This is a genomic window from Mesorhizobium sp. P2_F5, assembly GCF_056403715.1.
In genome coordinates this window covers 81865-97680 of the sequence record NZ_JBFUEY010000015.1, presented here as the reverse complement: position 1 = coordinate 97680, position 15816 = coordinate 81865, and the positions used below count along the sequence as shown (strand labels likewise).

Sequence of the window (15816 nt, the reverse complement as noted above, 5' to 3'; positions counted from 1 at the left end):
GCCCAGACTGGCGCGTCAACAACGCCTTTCCGCCGATACCAGCGTGTTACATCCCCTTCGTCCCTTACCGGTCTCTCTCGACGTTCGACAAGTGCTTGCAATTACTCGCAAAAAGAGACGTTTTTGGACGGAAACTAGCTAGCCAACCGGAAACTCGCGAGCCGCCTGCGAAGTCTGCCAGATCACCGCAGACACTGGGTGATGGCTATGAGATGGTCAATGACGACACGAATGCGGGCGGAACGGCCGATGTCGGGATGATAGATGAGCCACATTTCGCGTGTGGCTTCCTCGCTCTCGGCCACGCAACGCAGATCTTTTGCCTCCTCAACCAGCAGATGGGGCAGCGCCGCCAGCCCCATCCCGGCCCGGGTGGCCGAAATCAACGACACCAGATCGTTGGTTAGCATTCCAACCGGTCGCCCTTGCGTGATTTTGCGCAGCCAGCGCTGCTGCGGCGAGGCTTCAAGCGCTTCATCATAGGCGAGGAAGACCCGATCCTCCTCAACGACCTCGTCCAGATAGGTGCACGCACCATAGATTCCATAACGCAGACGTCCCAATTTTCGTGCCTTCAAGGCCCCGTTCGTTGGCCGTGAGAGCCGCAACGCGATGTCGGCCTCACGCCGCGCCAGGCTTGCGGCGGCGGTGGCACCGATCACGTCGAGGACAAGACCTGGATGATCCCTCATCAGGGTGGCAAGCCGCGGGACCAGCCAGAGGCTGGCGAAGGCAGGCGGTGCACTGATCCTCACCCGACCTTCGATCGCTGCTTCGCCACCTTGAAGGCGCTGAATTGAGAAAACGGCCTCTTCGAGCACGCCCACGCGCTCGGCAATGCGCTCGCCTTCCAAGGTCAGCACATAACCGCGTGGCAGGCGATCGAACAGCTTCATGTTGAGCGCCCGCTCAAGGCTGTCGATCCGCCTTGCAACTGTCGAGTGGTCGATGCGAAGCCGGCGGGCGGTCGCCGAAAGATTGCCGTGGCGCACCAGCTCGGCAAAGAAGCGAAGGTCGTCCCAATCCATATGCGAATTTTTGCACAGAATCTGTGCACGGATAAGGAATTTTCGGGCGGAGAGACAGCGCGCCTAATGGGTCACCTTACAGGAGATCAATCATGACCCTCAGCATTGCCATGACCGCCATCGGCGGCGTCGAGGTTCTCAAGCCGCTACGCGCGGACCTTCCGCCACCATCTGCGGGCGAGGTTCGGCTGCGCCAGACCGCGATCGGCGTCAACTTCGTCGACATCTACCAGCGCATGGGCCTCTACCCCGTGCCTGCCATGCCCGTCGTTCTCGGCGTGGAGGGCGCCGGCGTTGTGGAAGCCGTCGGGACCGATGTGAAGATGCTTCGCAAGGGAGATCGTGTCGCTTATGCAGGCCTGCCGCTGGGCGGCTATGCGGAGGCCCGCAACTTGCCAGCGAACAGGCTGGTGCGCATTCCCGACGGCATCGACGACCATATCGCGGCGGCGGCCATGTTGCGCGGCGTGACCGCACACATGTTGCTCTATCGCGTTTGCCCGGTGCGGCCGGGTATGGTGGTGCTGGTGCATGCCGCCGCAGGTGGATTGGGATTGATTCTGACTCAATGGGCGAAGCGTCTCGGCGCAACAGTGATCGGCACGGTCGGCTCGCGCGAAAAGGCCGAACTCGCGGTGAGCCATGGTCTCGATCACGCGCTCCTTTATCGCGAAACCGATTTCGTCGCCCAGGTGCGGCGTCTGACCGACGGCGCCGGCGTCGATGTGGCCTACGATGGCGTGGGCGGCGAAACGCTGACACGCACTCTCGATGCCATGAAGTCTTTCGGAATGATCGCGAGCGTCGGCCAGGCCAGCGGAACGCTGCCCGCGATCGCACTTGGCGAGTTAGGCCCCCGACGGTCATTGTCGATTGCACGGCCCAGTTCGTTTGCCTATGCCAACGACCCTAAATCCTACGCTCTCGCCACGACGGGCCTATTCGAGGAGCTTGGACGAGGGCTGAAGATCAAGATCGGCATCGAGTTCCCGCTCGTCGAAGCGGCCATGGCCCAAGCGCAGCTCGAGATGGGCGCGACCGTCGGCTCGATCCTGCTGAGACCGTGAACCAACTGCCTCTACTGACTGCTGAATCCGTCTGATGGAGGGCGCGCCGGGCGTATCAGGCGGGACGGCGGTGGGGAAATAGGTTCCCCGCTACCGCGAGGCCGCCCCCCTCATCCGGCGCTTCGCGGCCACCTTTTCTCCGCTGGGGAGAAGAGGTTGGCGTCGGCGCCGGCACGCTCCTCTCCCCCTTGGGGAGAGGTCGGATTGCCCCGAATTGTTCTTGCAATTCGGTCTTGGCAATCCGGATGAGGGGGCCTTCGCCGCGTGAACTTACAGCGCCTTCGCGACCTTCGCCGCCAGCCGCGCATTGTTTTCCACCAGCGCGATGTTGGTCTTCAAACTCCGGCCGCCGGTGAGTTCGAGAATCTTTCCCAACAGGAACGGCGTCACCGCCTTGCCGGTCACATTCTGCACCTCCGCAGCCTTCTGCGCGGCCTCGATGTAGCCGGTCATCTCGTCGGCCGGGATTTCGTCATCCTGCGGCACCGGGTTGGCGATCAGCATGCCTCCACCCAGGCCCAGCGCAGCCCTGGTCTTGTAGAAATGTGCGATCTCTTCCGGAGTGTGCAGGGTCAGCGGGGCGCGAAACCGCGATTGCCGCGACCAGAAGGCCGGCATGGTTTCGCAGCCATGGCCGATGACCGGCACGCCGCGCGTTTCCAGCACTTCCAGCGTCTTTTCGATATCGAGGATCGCCTTGGCGCCGGCCGAGACGACGATGACCGGCGTGCGCGCCAGCTCGTCGAGGTCGGCCGAGATGTCGAAGCTTTTTTCGGCACCCTTGTGCACGCCGCCGATGCCGCCAGTGGCGAACACCTTTATCCCGACCATGTCGGCCGCGATCATGGTGGCGGCGACCGTGGTGCCGCCGGTGCGGCCTTGCGCCACCGCAAAGCCGAGATCGGCGCGCGACAGCTTCATGGCGTCGCCGGTCATCGCCAGCGACTCGCGCTCGCCGTCTGACAGGCCGATCTTGATGCGGCCGGCAACCACGGCGATCGTTGCCGGCACCGCGCCATTGTCCAAAATGATCTTCTCGACATTGGCCGCCATGGCGCCATTGTCGGGGTAGGGCATGCCATGGGTGATGATGGTGCTTTCCAGCGCCACCACCGGCCGGCCGGCTGCAAGTGCTTCGGCCACCGGCTTGTGGATGTCGATGAAGGGGCGGGCGCTTTGCGGGGTCATGACGGTCTCCGGTCCGAAGTGCCGCGCGTCCCCTTGGACGGCGCGCTCCGACAATGGCAATTCGCCGCCCTCATGCCATTTCCTGCGCGTCGGGCACAAGGGCCAGCGCCTCGGCGAAGGTCGCGGCCGTAAAAGCGGGGACCGCGTCCGCGCTTTCGATGGCAAGCGTCGCCGCGGCAACGCCTTCGCGCACGGCCTGGCGCAGGGGCAGGCCGCGCAGCAGGGCAGCGATGGTAGCCCCAGCCAGCGCGTCGCCGGCGCCGGTGACGTCGGCAATTTTTCTGGGCGCCGGCGGCAGGATCGAGAAGGCGCCGGCTTCGTCGAAGCCCAGCACCGGGCCGTCGCCCGCCGTCACCACGCCACTCCCGAGGCCGCTACAGCGCAGGCCGTCGACGGTCTCGCGCTCGGTGGCATTCGCGCCGACGCCGGCCAGCACCATGGCCTCGCGCCGGTTCATGAAGACCTGCGCGAGCTCCTTCAGCACCGGGATCAGCCGCACCACCTTGGCCGGCGAAATGGCAATGGCGTAGACCGGCTTGTCGGCGGCAAGGCCCACCAGCCGCTCCAGCGCCGATGACGGCAGATTGGCGTCGCACAGCACCGCGTCGGCCCCGGCGACCACCTCGCGCACCTTGGAGCGGCGGATCTGCTTGGGGAAGGCGAGGTCGTAGAGCGCCATGTCGGCAAAGCCGGTGATCAACTCGCCGTCGCGGTCGATCAGCGCGGTGTAGCTCGGCGTCGTGCGGTCGAGGAAAACCGCCGAGAGATCGGCAATGCCGGCTTCAGCGATGGCGCGCGACACCGTGTCGGCCGAGGCATCGCCGCCGCGTACCGATAGCAGCGAGGCCGAGACGCCGCGTCGCACGAGGCTGCGCAGCGCGTTGAAGACGCCGCCGCCGACATCCTCGCGCATCGTGCCGGGGTTGGAAGCAGCAGGCACGTAAGCGCCGGACACCTGGCCGCGCCGGTCGATATGGGCGCCGCCCACGGCGAGGATTTTTGCAGATTTCACCATGCCGGCGATATGACCTTTGTTCTTCCTGCCGCACAAGCGCCAGAGCAATTCCAAGAAAAGCGCGCAGCGCTTTCCCTTGGGAATTGCGTCAAAGCAAGAAGCTAGGGCAAGTCGCCGTTTCCATGAAACGGTGAACTGCCCTAGGCTGTGCGGCGGAGCTTCGCAGGCAAGCCAGCGATTCGGGTTGATCGAAACAGCCGGACCGGCTGGCCCAATGTCGGATGCATCCGGAAACAGAGCCCTGAGACAAAAAAAGAACAAATCCGGATACTGATTGTTTTTCAGATATTTGATCCCCCTTGCCAAACGAGAACAAAAAAGGTACAAACTGGGGCAGGGATTACGGATTGTCCGGCCTTCATTGACGACCAAGGGGTGATGTATCATGGCTCAGAATTCTTTGCGGCTTGTAGAGGACAAAGCGGTGGACAAATCAAAGGCTCTGGACGCGGCGCTGTCGCAAATCGAGCGTGCCTTCGGCAAGGGCTCGATCATGCGGCTGGGTGCCAATGAGCAGGTCGTCGAGATCGAAACCGTGCCGACCGGATCGCTTGGCCTCGACATCGCGCTTGGCGTCGGCGGCCTGCCGCGCGGCCGCATCGTCGAGATATACGGGCCGGAAAGCTCGGGCAAGACGACGCTGGCGCTGCACACGGTGGCCGAAGCCCAGAAGAAGGGCGGCATCTGCGCCTTCGTCGATGCCGAGCACGCGCTCGATCCGGTCTATGCCCGCAAGCTAGGTGTTGATCTCGAAAACCTGCTGATCTCGCAGCCCGACACCGGCGAGCAGGCACTGGAGATCTGCGACACGCTGGTGCGCTCCGGCGCCATCGACGTGCTGGTGGTCGATTCGGTCGCGGCGCTGACGCCACGCGCCGAAATCGAGGGCGAGATGGGCGATTCGCTGCCCGGCCTGCAGGCGCGTCTGATGAGCCAGGCGCTGCGCAAGCTGACCGCCTCGATCTCGCGCTCCAACACCATGGTCATCTTCATCAACCAGATCCGTATGAAGATCGGCGTCATGTTCGGTTCGCCCGAGACCACGACCGGCGGCAACGCGCTGAARTTCTACGCYTCSGTGCGCCTSGACATCCGCCGCATCGGCTCGGTCAAGGACCGCGACGAGGTCGTCGGCAACCAGACCCGCGTCAAGGTGGTCAAGAACAAGCTGGCGCCGCCCTTCAAGGTGGTCGAGTTCGACATCATGTATGGCGAGGGCGTGTCCAAGACCGGCGAGCTGGTCGACCTCGGCGTCAAGGCCGGCGTGGTCGAAAAGTCAGGCGCCTGGTTCTCCTACAATTCGCAGCGCCTCGGCCAGGGCCGCGAGAACGCCAAATTGTTCCTGCGCGACAACCCCGACACGGCGCGCGAGATCGAACTGGCGCTGCGGCAGAATGCCGGGCTGATCGCCGAGAAGTTCCTCGAAAATGGTGGCCCCGAGCGCGGCGAAGACGACGGTTTCGAGGAAGAATCCGGCGCGATGTAGGGCAATGGTCAGAGTTCGGCCATAAATCCAGTCTATTATCTGATGCTTATGTAACCGAGTTCTTTAGTTTTGCGTTCCAAACCGCCGGCCTTCGCGCCGGCGGTTTTCGTTTTTGGAAGACCGGCGAATGCACGGATTGGCCCAATTCCGTGTTTCTGGACAGGGTGCGGTGCGACCGCTAAAAGGCCAAGTCCATCTTCCAATGGGCAACGTCCATTTGCCGCCGGCCGCGCCGGCGGTTTTCGCGAAAAGGCAGCAGTCATGAGTGGCGTGAACGAGATTCGGTCGACATTTCTCGACTATTTCCGCAAGGAGGGCCACGAGGTCGTGGCCTCGAGCCCGCTGGTGCCGCGCAACGACCCGACGCTGATGTTCACCAATGCCGGCATGGTGCAGTTCAAGAACGTCTTCACCGGCCTGGAGAAGCGGCCCTATTCGCGCGCCACGACCGCGCAGAAGAGCGTGCGCGCCGGCGGCAAGCACAACGACCTCGACAATGTCGGCTACACCGCGCGGCACCTGACCTTTTTCGAGATGCTCGGCAACTTCTCCTTCGGCGACTATTTCAAGGAGCGCGCCATCGAGCTTGCCTGGAACCTGATCACCAAGGAGCTCGGGCTGAACAAGGACAAGCTGCTGGTCACCGTCTATCACACCGATGACGAGGCGGCCGGCTTCTGGAGGAAGATCGCCGGTTTCTCCGACGACCGCATCATCCGCATCCCGACCTCGGATAATTTCTGGGCGATGGGCGACACCGGACCGTGCGGCCCGTGCTCGGAAATCTTCATCGACCGCGGCGAGCACATCTGGGGCGGCCCTCCGGGCAGCCCGGAGGAGGATGGCGATCGCTTCCTCGAATTCTGGAACCTGGTGTTCATGCAGTATGAGCAGGTCACCAAGGAAGAACGCATCGACCTGCCGCGGCCGTCGATCGACACCGGCATGGGCCTGGAGCGCATGGCGTCCATCCTGCAAGGGGTGGAAAGCGTCTTCGAGACCGATCTGTTCCGCCACCTGATCGACGCCGCGTCGTCTGCGCTTGGGCAGGGCCCCGACAAGGAGACGGTCGCGTCCTTCCGCGTCATTGCCGACCATCTGCGCTCGTCCTCCTTCCTGGTGGCCGACGGCGTGCTGCCTTCCAATGAGGGCCGCGGCTATGTGCTGCGCCGCATCATGCGCCGCGCCATGCGCCATGCGCAGCTGCTCGGCGCCAAAGAGCCGCTGATGTGGAAACTGGTGCCGGCGCTGGTGCGCGAGATGGGCCAGGCCTATCCCGAGCTGCTGCGCGGCGAACAGCTGATCACCGAGACGCTGAAGCTCGAGGAGACGAGGTTCCGCAAGACGCTGGTGCGTGGCCTCGGCCTGCTCTCGGAGGCGACCGATACGCTGCACGCCGGCGACATGCTGGATGGCGAGACGGCGTTCAAACTCTACGACACTTACGGCTTCCCGCTCGATTTGACGCAGGATGCGCTGCGCCAGCGCAGCATCTCGGTCGATCTTGCCGGCTTTACCCATGCGATGGAGCTGCAGAAGGCCGAGGCGCGCAAGCATTGGGCCGGCTCGGGCGATGCGGCCACCGAGACGATCTGGTTTTCGGTGCGCGAAAAGGCTGGCGCCACCGAGTTCCTCGGCTACGAGACTGAAGCTGCGGAAGGCCTCATCCAGGCGCTGGTCAAGGACGGCAAGACCATCGACAGCGCCGCCAAGGGCGACGTCGTGGCTGTGGTCGTCAACCAGACGCCGTTCTATGGCGAGTCCGGCGGCCAGATGGGCGACACCGGCATCATCTCCGGCGAAGGTTTTTCGATCGAGGTTTCGGATACACAGAAAAAGGCCGACGGCCTGTTCGTGCATCTCGGCAAAGTGGCGAGCGGTACGGCCAAGACCGGTGCGGCCGTCGAACTGAAGGTCGACCATGCACGGCGCACCCGGCTGCGCGCCAACCATTCGGCGACGCATCTGATCCACGAGGCGCTGCGCGAGGTGCTGGGCACGCACGTCGCGCAGAAAGGCTCGCTGGTGGCGCCGGAGCGGCTGCGCTTCGACATCTCGCACAACAAGCCGATCTCGGCGGAAGACCTCGAAGAGGTCGAGCGCATGGCCAATGAAATCGTCGTTCAGAACAGCCCGGTGACGACGCGCCTGATGTCGGTCGACGATGCCATTGCCGAGGGCGCCATGGCGCTGTTCGGCGAAAAATACGGCGACGAGGTGCGCGTTGTGTCGATGGGCACCAGCGTGCATGGCGCCAAGGCCAACCGGCCCTATTCTGTCGAGCTCTGCGGTGGCACCCATGTCCGGGCAACCGGCGATATCGGTCTGGTGCGTGTCGTCTCCGACAGCGCGGTCGCTGCCGGCGTTCGTCGCATCGAGGCGCTGACCGGCGAAGCCGCGCGTAAACATCTCGACGAGCAGGACAGGCGCCTGAAGGCAACGGCGGCCGTGCTGAAGATCTCGCCGGCCGACGTGCCGGCGCGCGTCGAGACGCTGCTCGATGAGCGCAAGAAGCTCGAGAAGGAACTGAGCGAAGCGCGCAAGAAATTGGCGCTGGGTGGCGGCTCGGCAGCCGATGCTCCAGCCACCAACGAGACGGTCGCCGGCGTCGGCTTCCTCGGCAAGGCGGTCTCCGGCGTCTCGCCTAGGGATTTGAAGCCGCTGGCCGATGCCGGCAAGACTTCGCTCGGCTCGGGCGTTGTCGTCTTCGTCGGCGCCGGTGAGGACAACAAGGCGAGCGTCGTGGTCGCCGTCACCGACGACCTCGTCGGTCGCTTCAGCGCCGTCGATCTGGTGCGCGTGGCCTCCGCAGCGCTCGGCGGGCAGGGCGGCGGCGGACGGCCCGACATGGCGCAAGCCGGTGGTCCGGACGCATCGAAGGCCAATGATGCGATCGCAGCCGTCAGGGCGGCGCTGGAGGCAGCCTGAAAGCCACCCCATGCCCGATAGTCCCGGCAAGAAGGTGCTTGTCCTTGGCGGCTACGGACTGATCGGTGAAGCCGTCGTCGGTCGCCTGCTTGGCGACGGGCATCAAGTGACCGGCCTTGGCCGCGATGTCAGAGATGCCGAACGGCGTTGGCCGGCGGTGCGTTGGGTCGCGGCCGACATGGCGCGGCTGCTTGCCGCTGAAGATTGGCTGCCGCTGGTCGCCGGCATGGATGCGGTCGTCAATGCGGCCGGCGCCCTACAGGACGGCCCGCGCGACCGCCTCGACGCCATCCACCGCGGCTCGGTCGTGGCACTGGTGGCGGCCTGCGAACAGGCCGGTATCAGCCGCTTTGTGCAGATATCCGCGATCGGCGCCGATCCTGCCTCTTCAGATGCTTTTTTCAGCACCAAGGGTGAAGGCGACAAGGCTGTCGCAAACTGCTCGCTGGAATGGACGATCCTGCGGCCGGGCCTGGTGATCGCGCCCGCCGCCTATGGCGGCACGGCACTTCTGCGAGCCCTTGCCGCCTTTCCCGGTTTCATCCCTGCCGTCATGGCGCGCCAGCCGATCCAGACCGTGGCCGTCACCGACGTCGCTGAGGCGGTCTCTCGCGCGGTTGTCGGATCCCTGCCGCTGCGTCTTTCCGTCGATCTCGTCGAAGCCGAGGCCCGCTCGCTCGCTGATGTGTTGGTTGCCTTCCGCGCATGGCTTGGCCTGTCGCCGGCTCGCATTGTGCCGATGCCGGCCTTTCTTGGCCGGCTTGCTGCTGTTGTTGCCGACGGCCTCGGCCTGCTTGGCTGGCGATCGCCTTTGCGTAGCGCTGCCCTTGCCGCATTGGCGCGCGGCGTGACCGGCAACGCCAAATCCTGGAATGAGATTTCCGATCATAGATTGCAGCCGCTTGAAGCAACGCTGGCCGCAATGCCGGCCCATGTCCAGGAGCGCTGGTTCGCGCGCCTGTGGCTGCTGAAACCGCTCGTATTCGGCGTGCTCTCCCTCTTCTGGCTGGTGTCCGGCATCGTCGGCTTTATCAGGCAGGATGCGGCGGCCGAAATTCTGGTCTCGCATGGCCTGTCACCGGCGCTCGCGCTCGGAATGGTTCTCGTCGGAAGCGTCGCCGACATCGTTGTCGGCGCCGCTGTTCTCGTGCGGTCCTTCGCGCGCCTTGCGCTGCTGGGGATGATTGCGATCACCTTGGTCTATCTCAGCGCCGCAACCGTACTTGCGCCCGATCTGTGGCTCGACCCTCTTGGGGCAATGGTAAAGGCGGTACCCGCGCTTTGCCTTGCCCTGGTGGCGCTTGCGATCTTGGAGGACCGATGAACCTCTGGGCCGACCTCCTGCGCTGGGCGCACATCATCGGCGCCACGGTGTTGTTCGGTACTGGCGCCGGCATCGCCTTCTTCATGCTGATGGCGCAGCGCACCGGCCGCGCCGAACTCGTTGCCCATGTCGCCGGTACGGTCGTCATCGCCGATATGATCTTCACCGCGACCGCCGTCATCGTGCAGCCGATCACGGGCGTGCTGCTGGCGCAAGCCGTGGGCTGGCCGCTGTCGGAAGGCTGGATCGTGCTGTCCTTGCTGCTTTATGTCGTGACCGGCCTGTTCTGGCTGCCGGTGGTCTGGATCCAGATACGCATCCGCAACCTGGCGCGGCAGGCGGCCAGCGAAAACGCGCCGCTGCCGCCTGAGGAAAAGCGCCTGTTTCGCACCTGGTTTCTCTGCGGCTTTCCGGCATTTGGCGCCGTGCTCGCCATTCTCTGGCTGATGGTCACCCGGCCGGAAATCGCCCTTTAGACCTAGGTCAGCTTCGCCGCCTTCAGCGCGCGCGTCATTCTGCTGGAATCGCCCCAGGTGGACAGCCAGATCAGGGCGTCGGTGGCGACCGAAATCAGCGACCGTAAAAAGTTCAGCGCCGGGCTGGGCGATTTCAGCTGCTCTTCGGCGTGATGGAGATGCGCGAGCTCTTCCTCGCGGATTGCCAGGATGATGCCGTGCAAGTCGCGGTCGCGGTTGGCCAGAAAGAAAAGCTGATCGTCGAGATGCCGGTGAACAGCGGCTTCGACGGCCGCTGTGCAGGCCCAGATGCCTTGCGGGCCGAGCAGGGCGGTTACAAAGCCCAGAAACCAGCCTCCCCAGCTCCAGAATTGCATCACCCGGCACGGTCGCGACTGCCGCGCCGGCATGGCGGCGCGGAAGGCAGCGCAATGAATGCGCTCGTGCCCAAGCATCTCCGACAAGGATGGCACGCAATCCGGCCAAAAGCGCCTGGCGACAAGAATCTGCGCCGAATAGATCCTGATCGCACCGAACTCGCCGGCGTGGTTGACCCTGACTATTCTGGCAATGGTGAGCGCGTCCTGGCGAGAAAGCTCAGCCATGGGCGCCCCTCAACCCCATGTCAGCCTGCCGCCATGCTCGGACGTTTTGCGATGCGGTCCCACCAGGCCCGGATGTCGGCGAACGCAGCAAGCAGCTTTTGCCCCTCGGGGACCTTGAGGAAATAGGCGATGATGGATGCCGCGTGCAGGTCGGCGAGCGTCAGCTGATCGCCGAGCAACCACGGCCCGGGCGCTTTGAGGGAGGTAAGCACCCTGAGCACCGCTTCGGCCTGGCGCAGCCCGTTGGCGATCAGCGCCTCGTCGGGCGCTTCCTTCTCCAGCCGCTCGACGGCGACATCCCAGACCATGGCGCGATAGCCGTAAGCGTCGAGCATGCCGATAATCTGGTTCATCCGTGCGCGGCCGTGCGGGTCTTTCGGCTGCAGCGCCGGGCCGTCGAACGCCTCATCGACATAGCGCGCGATCGCACTGGTTTCGAACAGGCGAAAGCCATCATGCTCGAAAGCCGGAATGCGGCCGAACGGGTGATGCTCCAGATACCAGGCCGGGATGCCCTCGGCCGCGAAGATGTCGAGAGGCACCAACTCATAGCCGACGCCCTTTTCCGCAAGCGCCATCCGCGCAATGCGGACATAGACGCTGTAATCAGCGCCGTAGAGGATCGGCTTGGTCATCGATCAGCCCTCGCTCCTGCTCGCATCGCTGGCCCAAAAAACGAAGGCTCCTCTCGGAGCCTTCGTTGTCGGCTTACGCCATCGCCTTCTGCAGATTCTCGTCGATCTTGTCGAGGAAGCCGGTGGTCGAGAGCCAGGGCTGGTCAGGGCCGATCAACAGCGACAGATCCTTGGTCATGAAGCCGCTTTCGACCGTCTGGATGCAGACCTTCTCCAGCGTGTCGGCAAACCGCTTCAGTTCGGCATTGTCGTCGAGCTTGGCGCGGTGCGCCAGGCCACGCGTCCAGGCGAAGATCGAGGCGATCGAATTGGTCGAGGTTTCCTCGCCCTTCTGGTGCTGGCGATAGTGGCGGGTGACCGTGCCGTGCGCGGCTTCGGCTTCCACCGTTTTGCCGTCCGGCGTCATCAGCACCGAGGTCATCAGGCCGAGCGAGCCAAAACCCTGCGCCACCGTGTCGGACTGCACGTCGCCATCATAATTCTTGCAGGCCCAGACATAGCCGCCAGACCATTTCAGGGCGGAGGCCACCATGTCGTCGATCAGCCGGTGCTCGTACCAAAGCTTCTTGGACTTGAATTCCGCCTCGAATTCGGCCTCGTAGACCTCCTGGAAGATGTCCTTGAAGCGGCCGTCATAGGCTTTGAGGATGGTGTTCTTGGTTGAGAGATAGACAGGATAATTGCGCAGCAGGCCGTAATTCAGCGAGGCGCGGGCGAATTCGCGGATCGAATCGTCGAGATTGTACATGGCCATGGCAACACCGGCGCCGGGCGCGTCGTACACGTCGTGCTCGATCACCTTGCCGTCCTCGCCGACGAACTTGATGGTCAGCTTGCCCTTGCCGGGGAAGCGGAAATCGGTGGCGCGGTACTGGTCGCCGAAGGCGTGACGGCCGACGATGATCGGCTTGGTCCAGCCGGGCACCAGCCGCGGCACGTTCTTCATGATGATCGGCTCGCGGAAAATGGTGCCGCCGAGGATGTTGCGGATGGTGCCGTTCGGCGACTTCCACATCTTCTTCAGCTTGAATTCCTCGACGCGCTGCTCGTCGGGCGTGATCGTCGCGCATTTCACGCCGACGCCCCATTTCTTGATGGCGTTGGCCGAATCGATGGTCACCTGGTCGTTGGTGGCGTCGCGGTGTTCGACACCGAGGTCGTAATATTCGAGTTTCAGGTCGAGATAAGGGTGGATCAGCTTGTCCTTGATGAACTGCCAGATGATGCGGGTCATCTCGTCGCCGTCGAGTTCGACGACCGGGTTCGCCACCTTGATCTTCGCCATGGAAAGAATGCCTCGCTTTTGGGGAACGGAACGGCCTTGCCCGCATGGCTTTCGGCCGGGGATGCGGAGCGTATATCAAAGCCTATTTGGCCGCGCAAACGCCGATCGGCGCTGAACGGGTCGTCCGTGCCGCGACCCGGTGTTTTGCAAAAGCTTCATTTTGGCGGGCGGATGTGGCAGGGAACGCTGAAAATGCCGCAAACAGCAGTTCATTGAGATCATGTCCGCCGCGCAACCTCCTGAAAATACTTCCGCCGCCGGCCCGGCGATCATTCTCGTCGAGCCGCAGCTCGGCGAGAATATCGGCATGGTTGCGCGCGCCATGGCCAATTTCGGCCTGTCCGAACTCAGGCTCGTCAATCCGCGCGACGGCTGGCCAAGCGAGAAGGCGCGTGCTGCCGCGAGCCGCGCCGACCATGTCATCGATGCCGTAACAGTGTTCAGCGACCTGGCGTCCGCGGTCGCCGACCTTAATTTCGTCTTTGCCACCACGGCGCGCGAGCGCGACGGCTTCAAAGCCGTGCGCGGGCCGGTCGAGGCGGGCAGGGCGCTCAGGGCGCGCCAAATAACCGGCCAGCGCACCGGCATCCTGTTCGGGCGTGAACGCTTCGGCCTCTACAATGACGAGGTCGGGCTGGCCGACGAGATCGTCACCTTCCCGGTCGATCCTGGCTTCTCGTCGCTGAACATCGCCCAGGCCGTGCTCTTGATGTCCTATGAATGGATGAAGTCGGGCCTGGAGGACGAGACGGTGACCAATTTCTCCAGTCCTGAAATGAAGCCGGCGAGCAAGGAAGAGTTGCACGGCCTGTTTGCCTATCTCGAAGGCGCGCTCGAAGCGCGCGGCTATTTCCGCCCGGCGCCGAAGAAACCCAAAATGGTCGACAATCTGCGAGCCGTCTTGACCCGCGCCGGTTTCGCCGAGCCGGAACTGAAAGTGCTGCGCGGCATCATCTCGTCGCTCGACCGGTTTTCACCGGCAATGCCGCGCGGAGATGGCTCGCCGGGAGACGATCCAAGACGGCTTCCGGCCGCCGCGAAAAGCCGGAAGACAGACCAGGAAGGTTAAGATCAGTAAGCTTCGACCGTCCGGCGTAACCGAATATTATCCGGTGCTGATCCATTGTTGTGAAAACGGTGGGTTGCTCATGTTCACCTCCAATATCGGCCGCATGCGCTTCTTCCTCTATTCCCTCGGGGTAGCCTTCCTCGAGGCCATGGCTGCTCTGGTGTGCATCGTGGGGACGATGGGCTTTGAGGGCTTCATCAACTCCGCGCCTGGTCCGTCGCGGCAAGGGATGGCCGGCGCGGTCCTTATTGTTTCCCTGCTGGCTGTGGTCATGCGCGGCAACTTCGCGTGGCGTCGCAGCCGCGACGCCAACGGCAAGGCCTGGATCTTGTGGTCCTACATCGTGTTCTGCGCCATCTACGCCTTCCTGCAGGCCGGCACGCTGCTGGTCGTGGATTTCAACAACCCGGAAAGCACGTCCAGCGGCCTGAACCTGCTCGCTCTGTCGATCTTTGGCCTCTGGATAACCATCCTGGTAGCAAAGCCGGTGGCCGGCGTTAACATCGATGAGCTGACATCGGTTTTCGATTTCGAGGGCGCTGTTCCGTCGGCCAGCGGCCGGATGACTACCAGTCCTGCACAATCTGCTGCGCGGATCGCCACGCCGGTCACGCGTTCGGTGCCGTCCGTGCAGCCGCAGGGTCGTCCTCGGCCCGCCGGCTTCGGCAAGCGCGGGCTGTAGGGCAATCGCGAGAAAGCGATCTTCGCGGGCTCTGCGCAAAACTTGGCTGAATTCGCCACTTCAAGACCATGATCGTTGCGGATAGAACGGCATCGGCCACATCACCGGCCAGCCCTTCTGATCTCCAGCCCTTTCATGGTCCGACATCAATGAGCCACCGTCCGATCCTGATGTTCGATTCCGGTGTTGGCGGATTGACGGTATTGCGCGAAGCGCGCGTGCTGATGCCCGACCGGCGCTTTGTTTACGTCGCCGACGATGCGGCTTTCCCCTACGGCGCCTGGGAAGAGCCGGCGCTGCAGACCCATATCCTCGAGCTCTTCGCAAAGCTGCTGGACCGGTTTTCGCCAGCGATTTCGGTTATCGCCTGCAACACCGCCTCGACGCTGGTGATCGATGCGTTGCGCGACAGATTCCCCGGCCATCCGTTTGTCGGCACCGTGCCGGCGATCAAGCCGGCTGCCGAGCGCACCCGATCCGGGCTGGTCTCGGTGCTGGCGACCCCGGGCACGGTGAAGCGCCAGTACACGCGCGACCTGATCAGCAAATGGGCGCAGAAATGCCATGTCCGCCTGGTCGGCAGCAACAATCTGGCCGGATTGGCCGAAGTCTACATGCGCGAGGGCTTTGTCGACGAGGAGGCGGTGCGCGCCGAGATCGCGCCGTGCTTCATCCAGCATGACGATCTGCGCACCGATATCGTCGTGCTCGCCTGCACGCACTACCCGTTCCTGGCCAACCGCATGCGCAAGACCGCACCCTGGCCAGTGGACTGGATAGACCCGGCCGAGGCGATTGCCCGCCGTGCCCTGTCGCTGCTGCCGCCGGTCGACGGGCCGCTGCCGCAAGGCGAGCCCGACATCGCCGTCTTTACCTCGGGAAAGGCGGATTTCGCCATCAGCCGGCTGATGCAGGGTTTTGGCTTGAGCGCGCGCTAGAGCAATTCCAGGAAAAGTGTGAAGCGGTTTTCCCGGGAAAAGCGCGTAGCGCTTTCCCTTGAGGAATTGCGTCAAAAAAGAAATAGAGCAGTTCGCCGTTCTGTGAAACGG

14 protein-coding genes are annotated in these 15816 nt (G+C 63.8%); 8 read left to right on the top strand and 6 right to left on the bottom strand.

Annotated features, from left to right (window positions below; translation table 11 throughout):
- Window positions 1-182: 182 nt before the first annotated feature.
- Window positions 183-1028, bottom strand: coding sequence for a LysR family transcriptional regulator (locus AC1DYO_RS20680; protein WP_477266364.1), 846 nt, complete (start codon window positions 1026-1028; stop codon window positions 183-185).
- 92 nt (window positions 1029-1120) lie between these two features.
- On the opposite strand from AC1DYO_RS20680, the gene AC1DYO_RS20675 reads away from it, so the two are divergent.
- Window positions 1121-2095, top strand: a complete 975-nt coding sequence (locus AC1DYO_RS20675; RefSeq protein WP_477266363.1) for a quinone oxidoreductase family protein — start codon at window positions 1121-1123, stop codon at window positions 2093-2095.
- Window positions 2096-2365: 270 nt separating this feature from the next.
- Here AC1DYO_RS20675 and AC1DYO_RS20670 read toward each other — a convergent pair whose 3' ends face one another.
- Complete coding sequence (locus AC1DYO_RS20670) at window positions 2366-3283, bottom strand: pseudouridine-5'-phosphate glycosidase (RefSeq protein WP_477266362.1); 918 nt, start codon at window positions 3281-3283, stop codon at window positions 2366-2368.
- Window positions 3284-3353: 70 nt separating this feature from the next.
- Window positions 3354-4298, bottom strand: coding sequence for a carbohydrate kinase family protein (locus tag AC1DYO_RS20665; protein ID WP_477266361.1), 945 nt, complete (start codon window positions 4296-4298; stop codon window positions 3354-3356).
- 385 nt (window positions 4299-4683) lie between these two features.
- Here AC1DYO_RS20665 and recA point away from each other — a divergent pair, with 385 nt between their 5' ends.
- The 4 genes from recA to AC1DYO_RS20645 all read left to right on the top strand — a co-directional run bounded on the left by recA (window position 4684) and on the right by AC1DYO_RS20645 (window position 10512).
- A complete protein-coding gene (gene recA, locus AC1DYO_RS20660; RefSeq protein WP_112561417.1) occupies window positions 4684-5784 on the top strand; it encodes a recombinase RecA in 1101 nt (366 codons plus the stop codon).
- Window positions 5785-6045: 261 nt separating this feature from the next.
- Window positions 6046-8712 carry an alanine--tRNA ligase gene (gene alaS / locus AC1DYO_RS20655; protein WP_477266360.1) on the top strand — a complete coding sequence of 889 codons (2667 nt, stop codon included), beginning with the start codon at window positions 6046-6048 and terminating at the stop codon, window positions 8710-8712.
- Between the two features lie 10 nt (window positions 8713-8722).
- Entirely contained in the window at window positions 8723-10036 is a 1314-nt protein-coding gene (locus tag AC1DYO_RS20650; RefSeq protein WP_477266359.1) for an SDR family oxidoreductase, read from the top strand.
- Window positions 10033-10512, top strand: coding sequence for a DUF2269 family protein (locus tag AC1DYO_RS20645; protein WP_477266358.1), 480 nt, complete (start codon window positions 10033-10035; stop codon window positions 10510-10512). The genes AC1DYO_RS20650 and AC1DYO_RS20645 overlap by 4 nt, the downstream gene beginning before the upstream one ends.
- A gap of 2 nt (window positions 10513-10514) precedes the next feature.
- Here AC1DYO_RS20645 and AC1DYO_RS20640 read toward each other — a convergent pair whose 3' ends face one another.
- From AC1DYO_RS20640 to AC1DYO_RS20630, 3 genes are all read right to left on the bottom strand, one after another.
- A complete protein-coding gene (locus AC1DYO_RS20640; RefSeq protein ID WP_477266357.1) occupies window positions 10515-11096 on the bottom strand; it encodes a demethoxyubiquinone hydroxylase family protein in 582 nt (193 codons plus the stop codon).
- 20 nt (window positions 11097-11116) lie between these two features.
- The gene (locus AC1DYO_RS20635; RefSeq protein WP_477266356.1) at window positions 11117-11731 is read right to left on the bottom strand and encodes a glutathione S-transferase family protein; all 615 of its coding nucleotides are present in this window, start codon (window positions 11729-11731) and stop codon (window positions 11117-11119) included.
- A gap of 73 nt (window positions 11732-11804) precedes the next feature.
- Window positions 11805-13016 carry an NADP-dependent isocitrate dehydrogenase gene (locus AC1DYO_RS20630; RefSeq protein WP_181057229.1) on the bottom strand — a complete coding sequence of 404 codons (1212 nt, stop codon included), beginning with the start codon at window positions 13014-13016 and terminating at the stop codon, window positions 11805-11807.
- A gap of 220 nt (window positions 13017-13236) precedes the next feature.
- Between AC1DYO_RS20630 and AC1DYO_RS20625 the strand changes: the two genes are divergently transcribed.
- The 3 genes from AC1DYO_RS20625 to murI all read left to right on the top strand — a co-directional run bounded on the left by AC1DYO_RS20625 (window position 13237) and on the right by murI (window position 15705).
- Window positions 13237-14085 (top strand): RNA methyltransferase, encoded by an 849-nt coding sequence (locus tag AC1DYO_RS20625; RefSeq protein WP_477266355.1) that lies wholly within the window; start codon window positions 13237-13239, stop codon window positions 14083-14085.
- Window positions 14086-14164: 79 nt separating this feature from the next.
- Window positions 14165-14767 (top strand): hypothetical protein, encoded by a 603-nt coding sequence (locus AC1DYO_RS20620; protein ID WP_477266354.1) that lies wholly within the window; start codon window positions 14165-14167, stop codon window positions 14765-14767.
- Window positions 14768-14916: 149 nt separating this feature from the next.
- On the top strand, window positions 14917-15705 hold the full coding sequence (gene murI / locus AC1DYO_RS20615) for a glutamate racemase (RefSeq protein WP_477266353.1): 789 nt from the start codon (window positions 14917-14919) through the stop codon (window positions 15703-15705).
- Window positions 15706-15816 lie beyond the last annotated feature (111 nt).

What these genes read in the sequence shown, in the direction of transcription:
- AC1DYO_RS20680 (WP_477266364.1), bottom strand. Translation starts at nt 1,028, where the DNA reads ATGGATTGGGACGACCTTCGCTTCTTTGCCGAGCTGGTGCGCCACGGC.
- AC1DYO_RS20675 (WP_477266363.1), top strand. Translation starts at nt 1,121, where the DNA reads ATGACCCTCAGCATTGCCATGACCGCCATCGGCGGCGTCGAGGTTCTC.
- AC1DYO_RS20670 (WP_477266362.1), bottom strand. Translation starts at nt 3,283, where the DNA reads ATGACCCCGCAAAGCGCCCGCCCCTTCATCGACATCCACAAGCCGGTG.
- AC1DYO_RS20665 (WP_477266361.1), bottom strand. Translation starts at nt 4,298, where the DNA reads ATGGTGAAATCTGCAAAAATCCTCGCCGTGGGCGGCGCCCATATCGAC.
- alaS (WP_477266360.1), top strand. Translation starts at nt 6,046, where the DNA reads ATGAGTGGCGTGAACGAGATTCGGTCGACATTTCTCGACTATTTCCGC.
- AC1DYO_RS20650 (WP_477266359.1), top strand. Translation starts at nt 8,723, where the DNA reads ATGCCCGATAGTCCCGGCAAGAAGGTGCTTGTCCTTGGCGGCTACGGA.
- AC1DYO_RS20645 (WP_477266358.1), top strand. Translation starts at nt 10,033, where the DNA reads ATGAACCTCTGGGCCGACCTCCTGCGCTGGGCGCACATCATCGGCGCC.
- AC1DYO_RS20640 (WP_477266357.1), bottom strand. Translation starts at nt 11,096, where the DNA reads ATGGCTGAGCTTTCTCGCCAGGACGCGCTCACCATTGCCAGAATAGTC.
- AC1DYO_RS20635 (WP_477266356.1), bottom strand. Translation starts at nt 11,731, where the DNA reads ATGACCAAGCCGATCCTCTACGGCGCTGATTACAGCGTCTATGTCCGC.
- AC1DYO_RS20630 (WP_181057229.1), bottom strand. Translation starts at nt 13,016, where the DNA reads ATGGCGAAGATCAAGGTGGCGAACCCGGTCGTCGAACTCGACGGCGAC.
- AC1DYO_RS20625 (WP_477266355.1), top strand. Translation starts at nt 13,237, where the DNA reads ATGTCCGCCGCGCAACCTCCTGAAAATACTTCCGCCGCCGGCCCGGCG.
- AC1DYO_RS20620 (WP_477266354.1), top strand. Translation starts at nt 14,165, where the DNA reads ATGTTCACCTCCAATATCGGCCGCATGCGCTTCTTCCTCTATTCCCTC.
- murI (WP_477266353.1), top strand. Translation starts at nt 14,917, where the DNA reads ATGAGCCACCGTCCGATCCTGATGTTCGATTCCGGTGTTGGCGGATTG.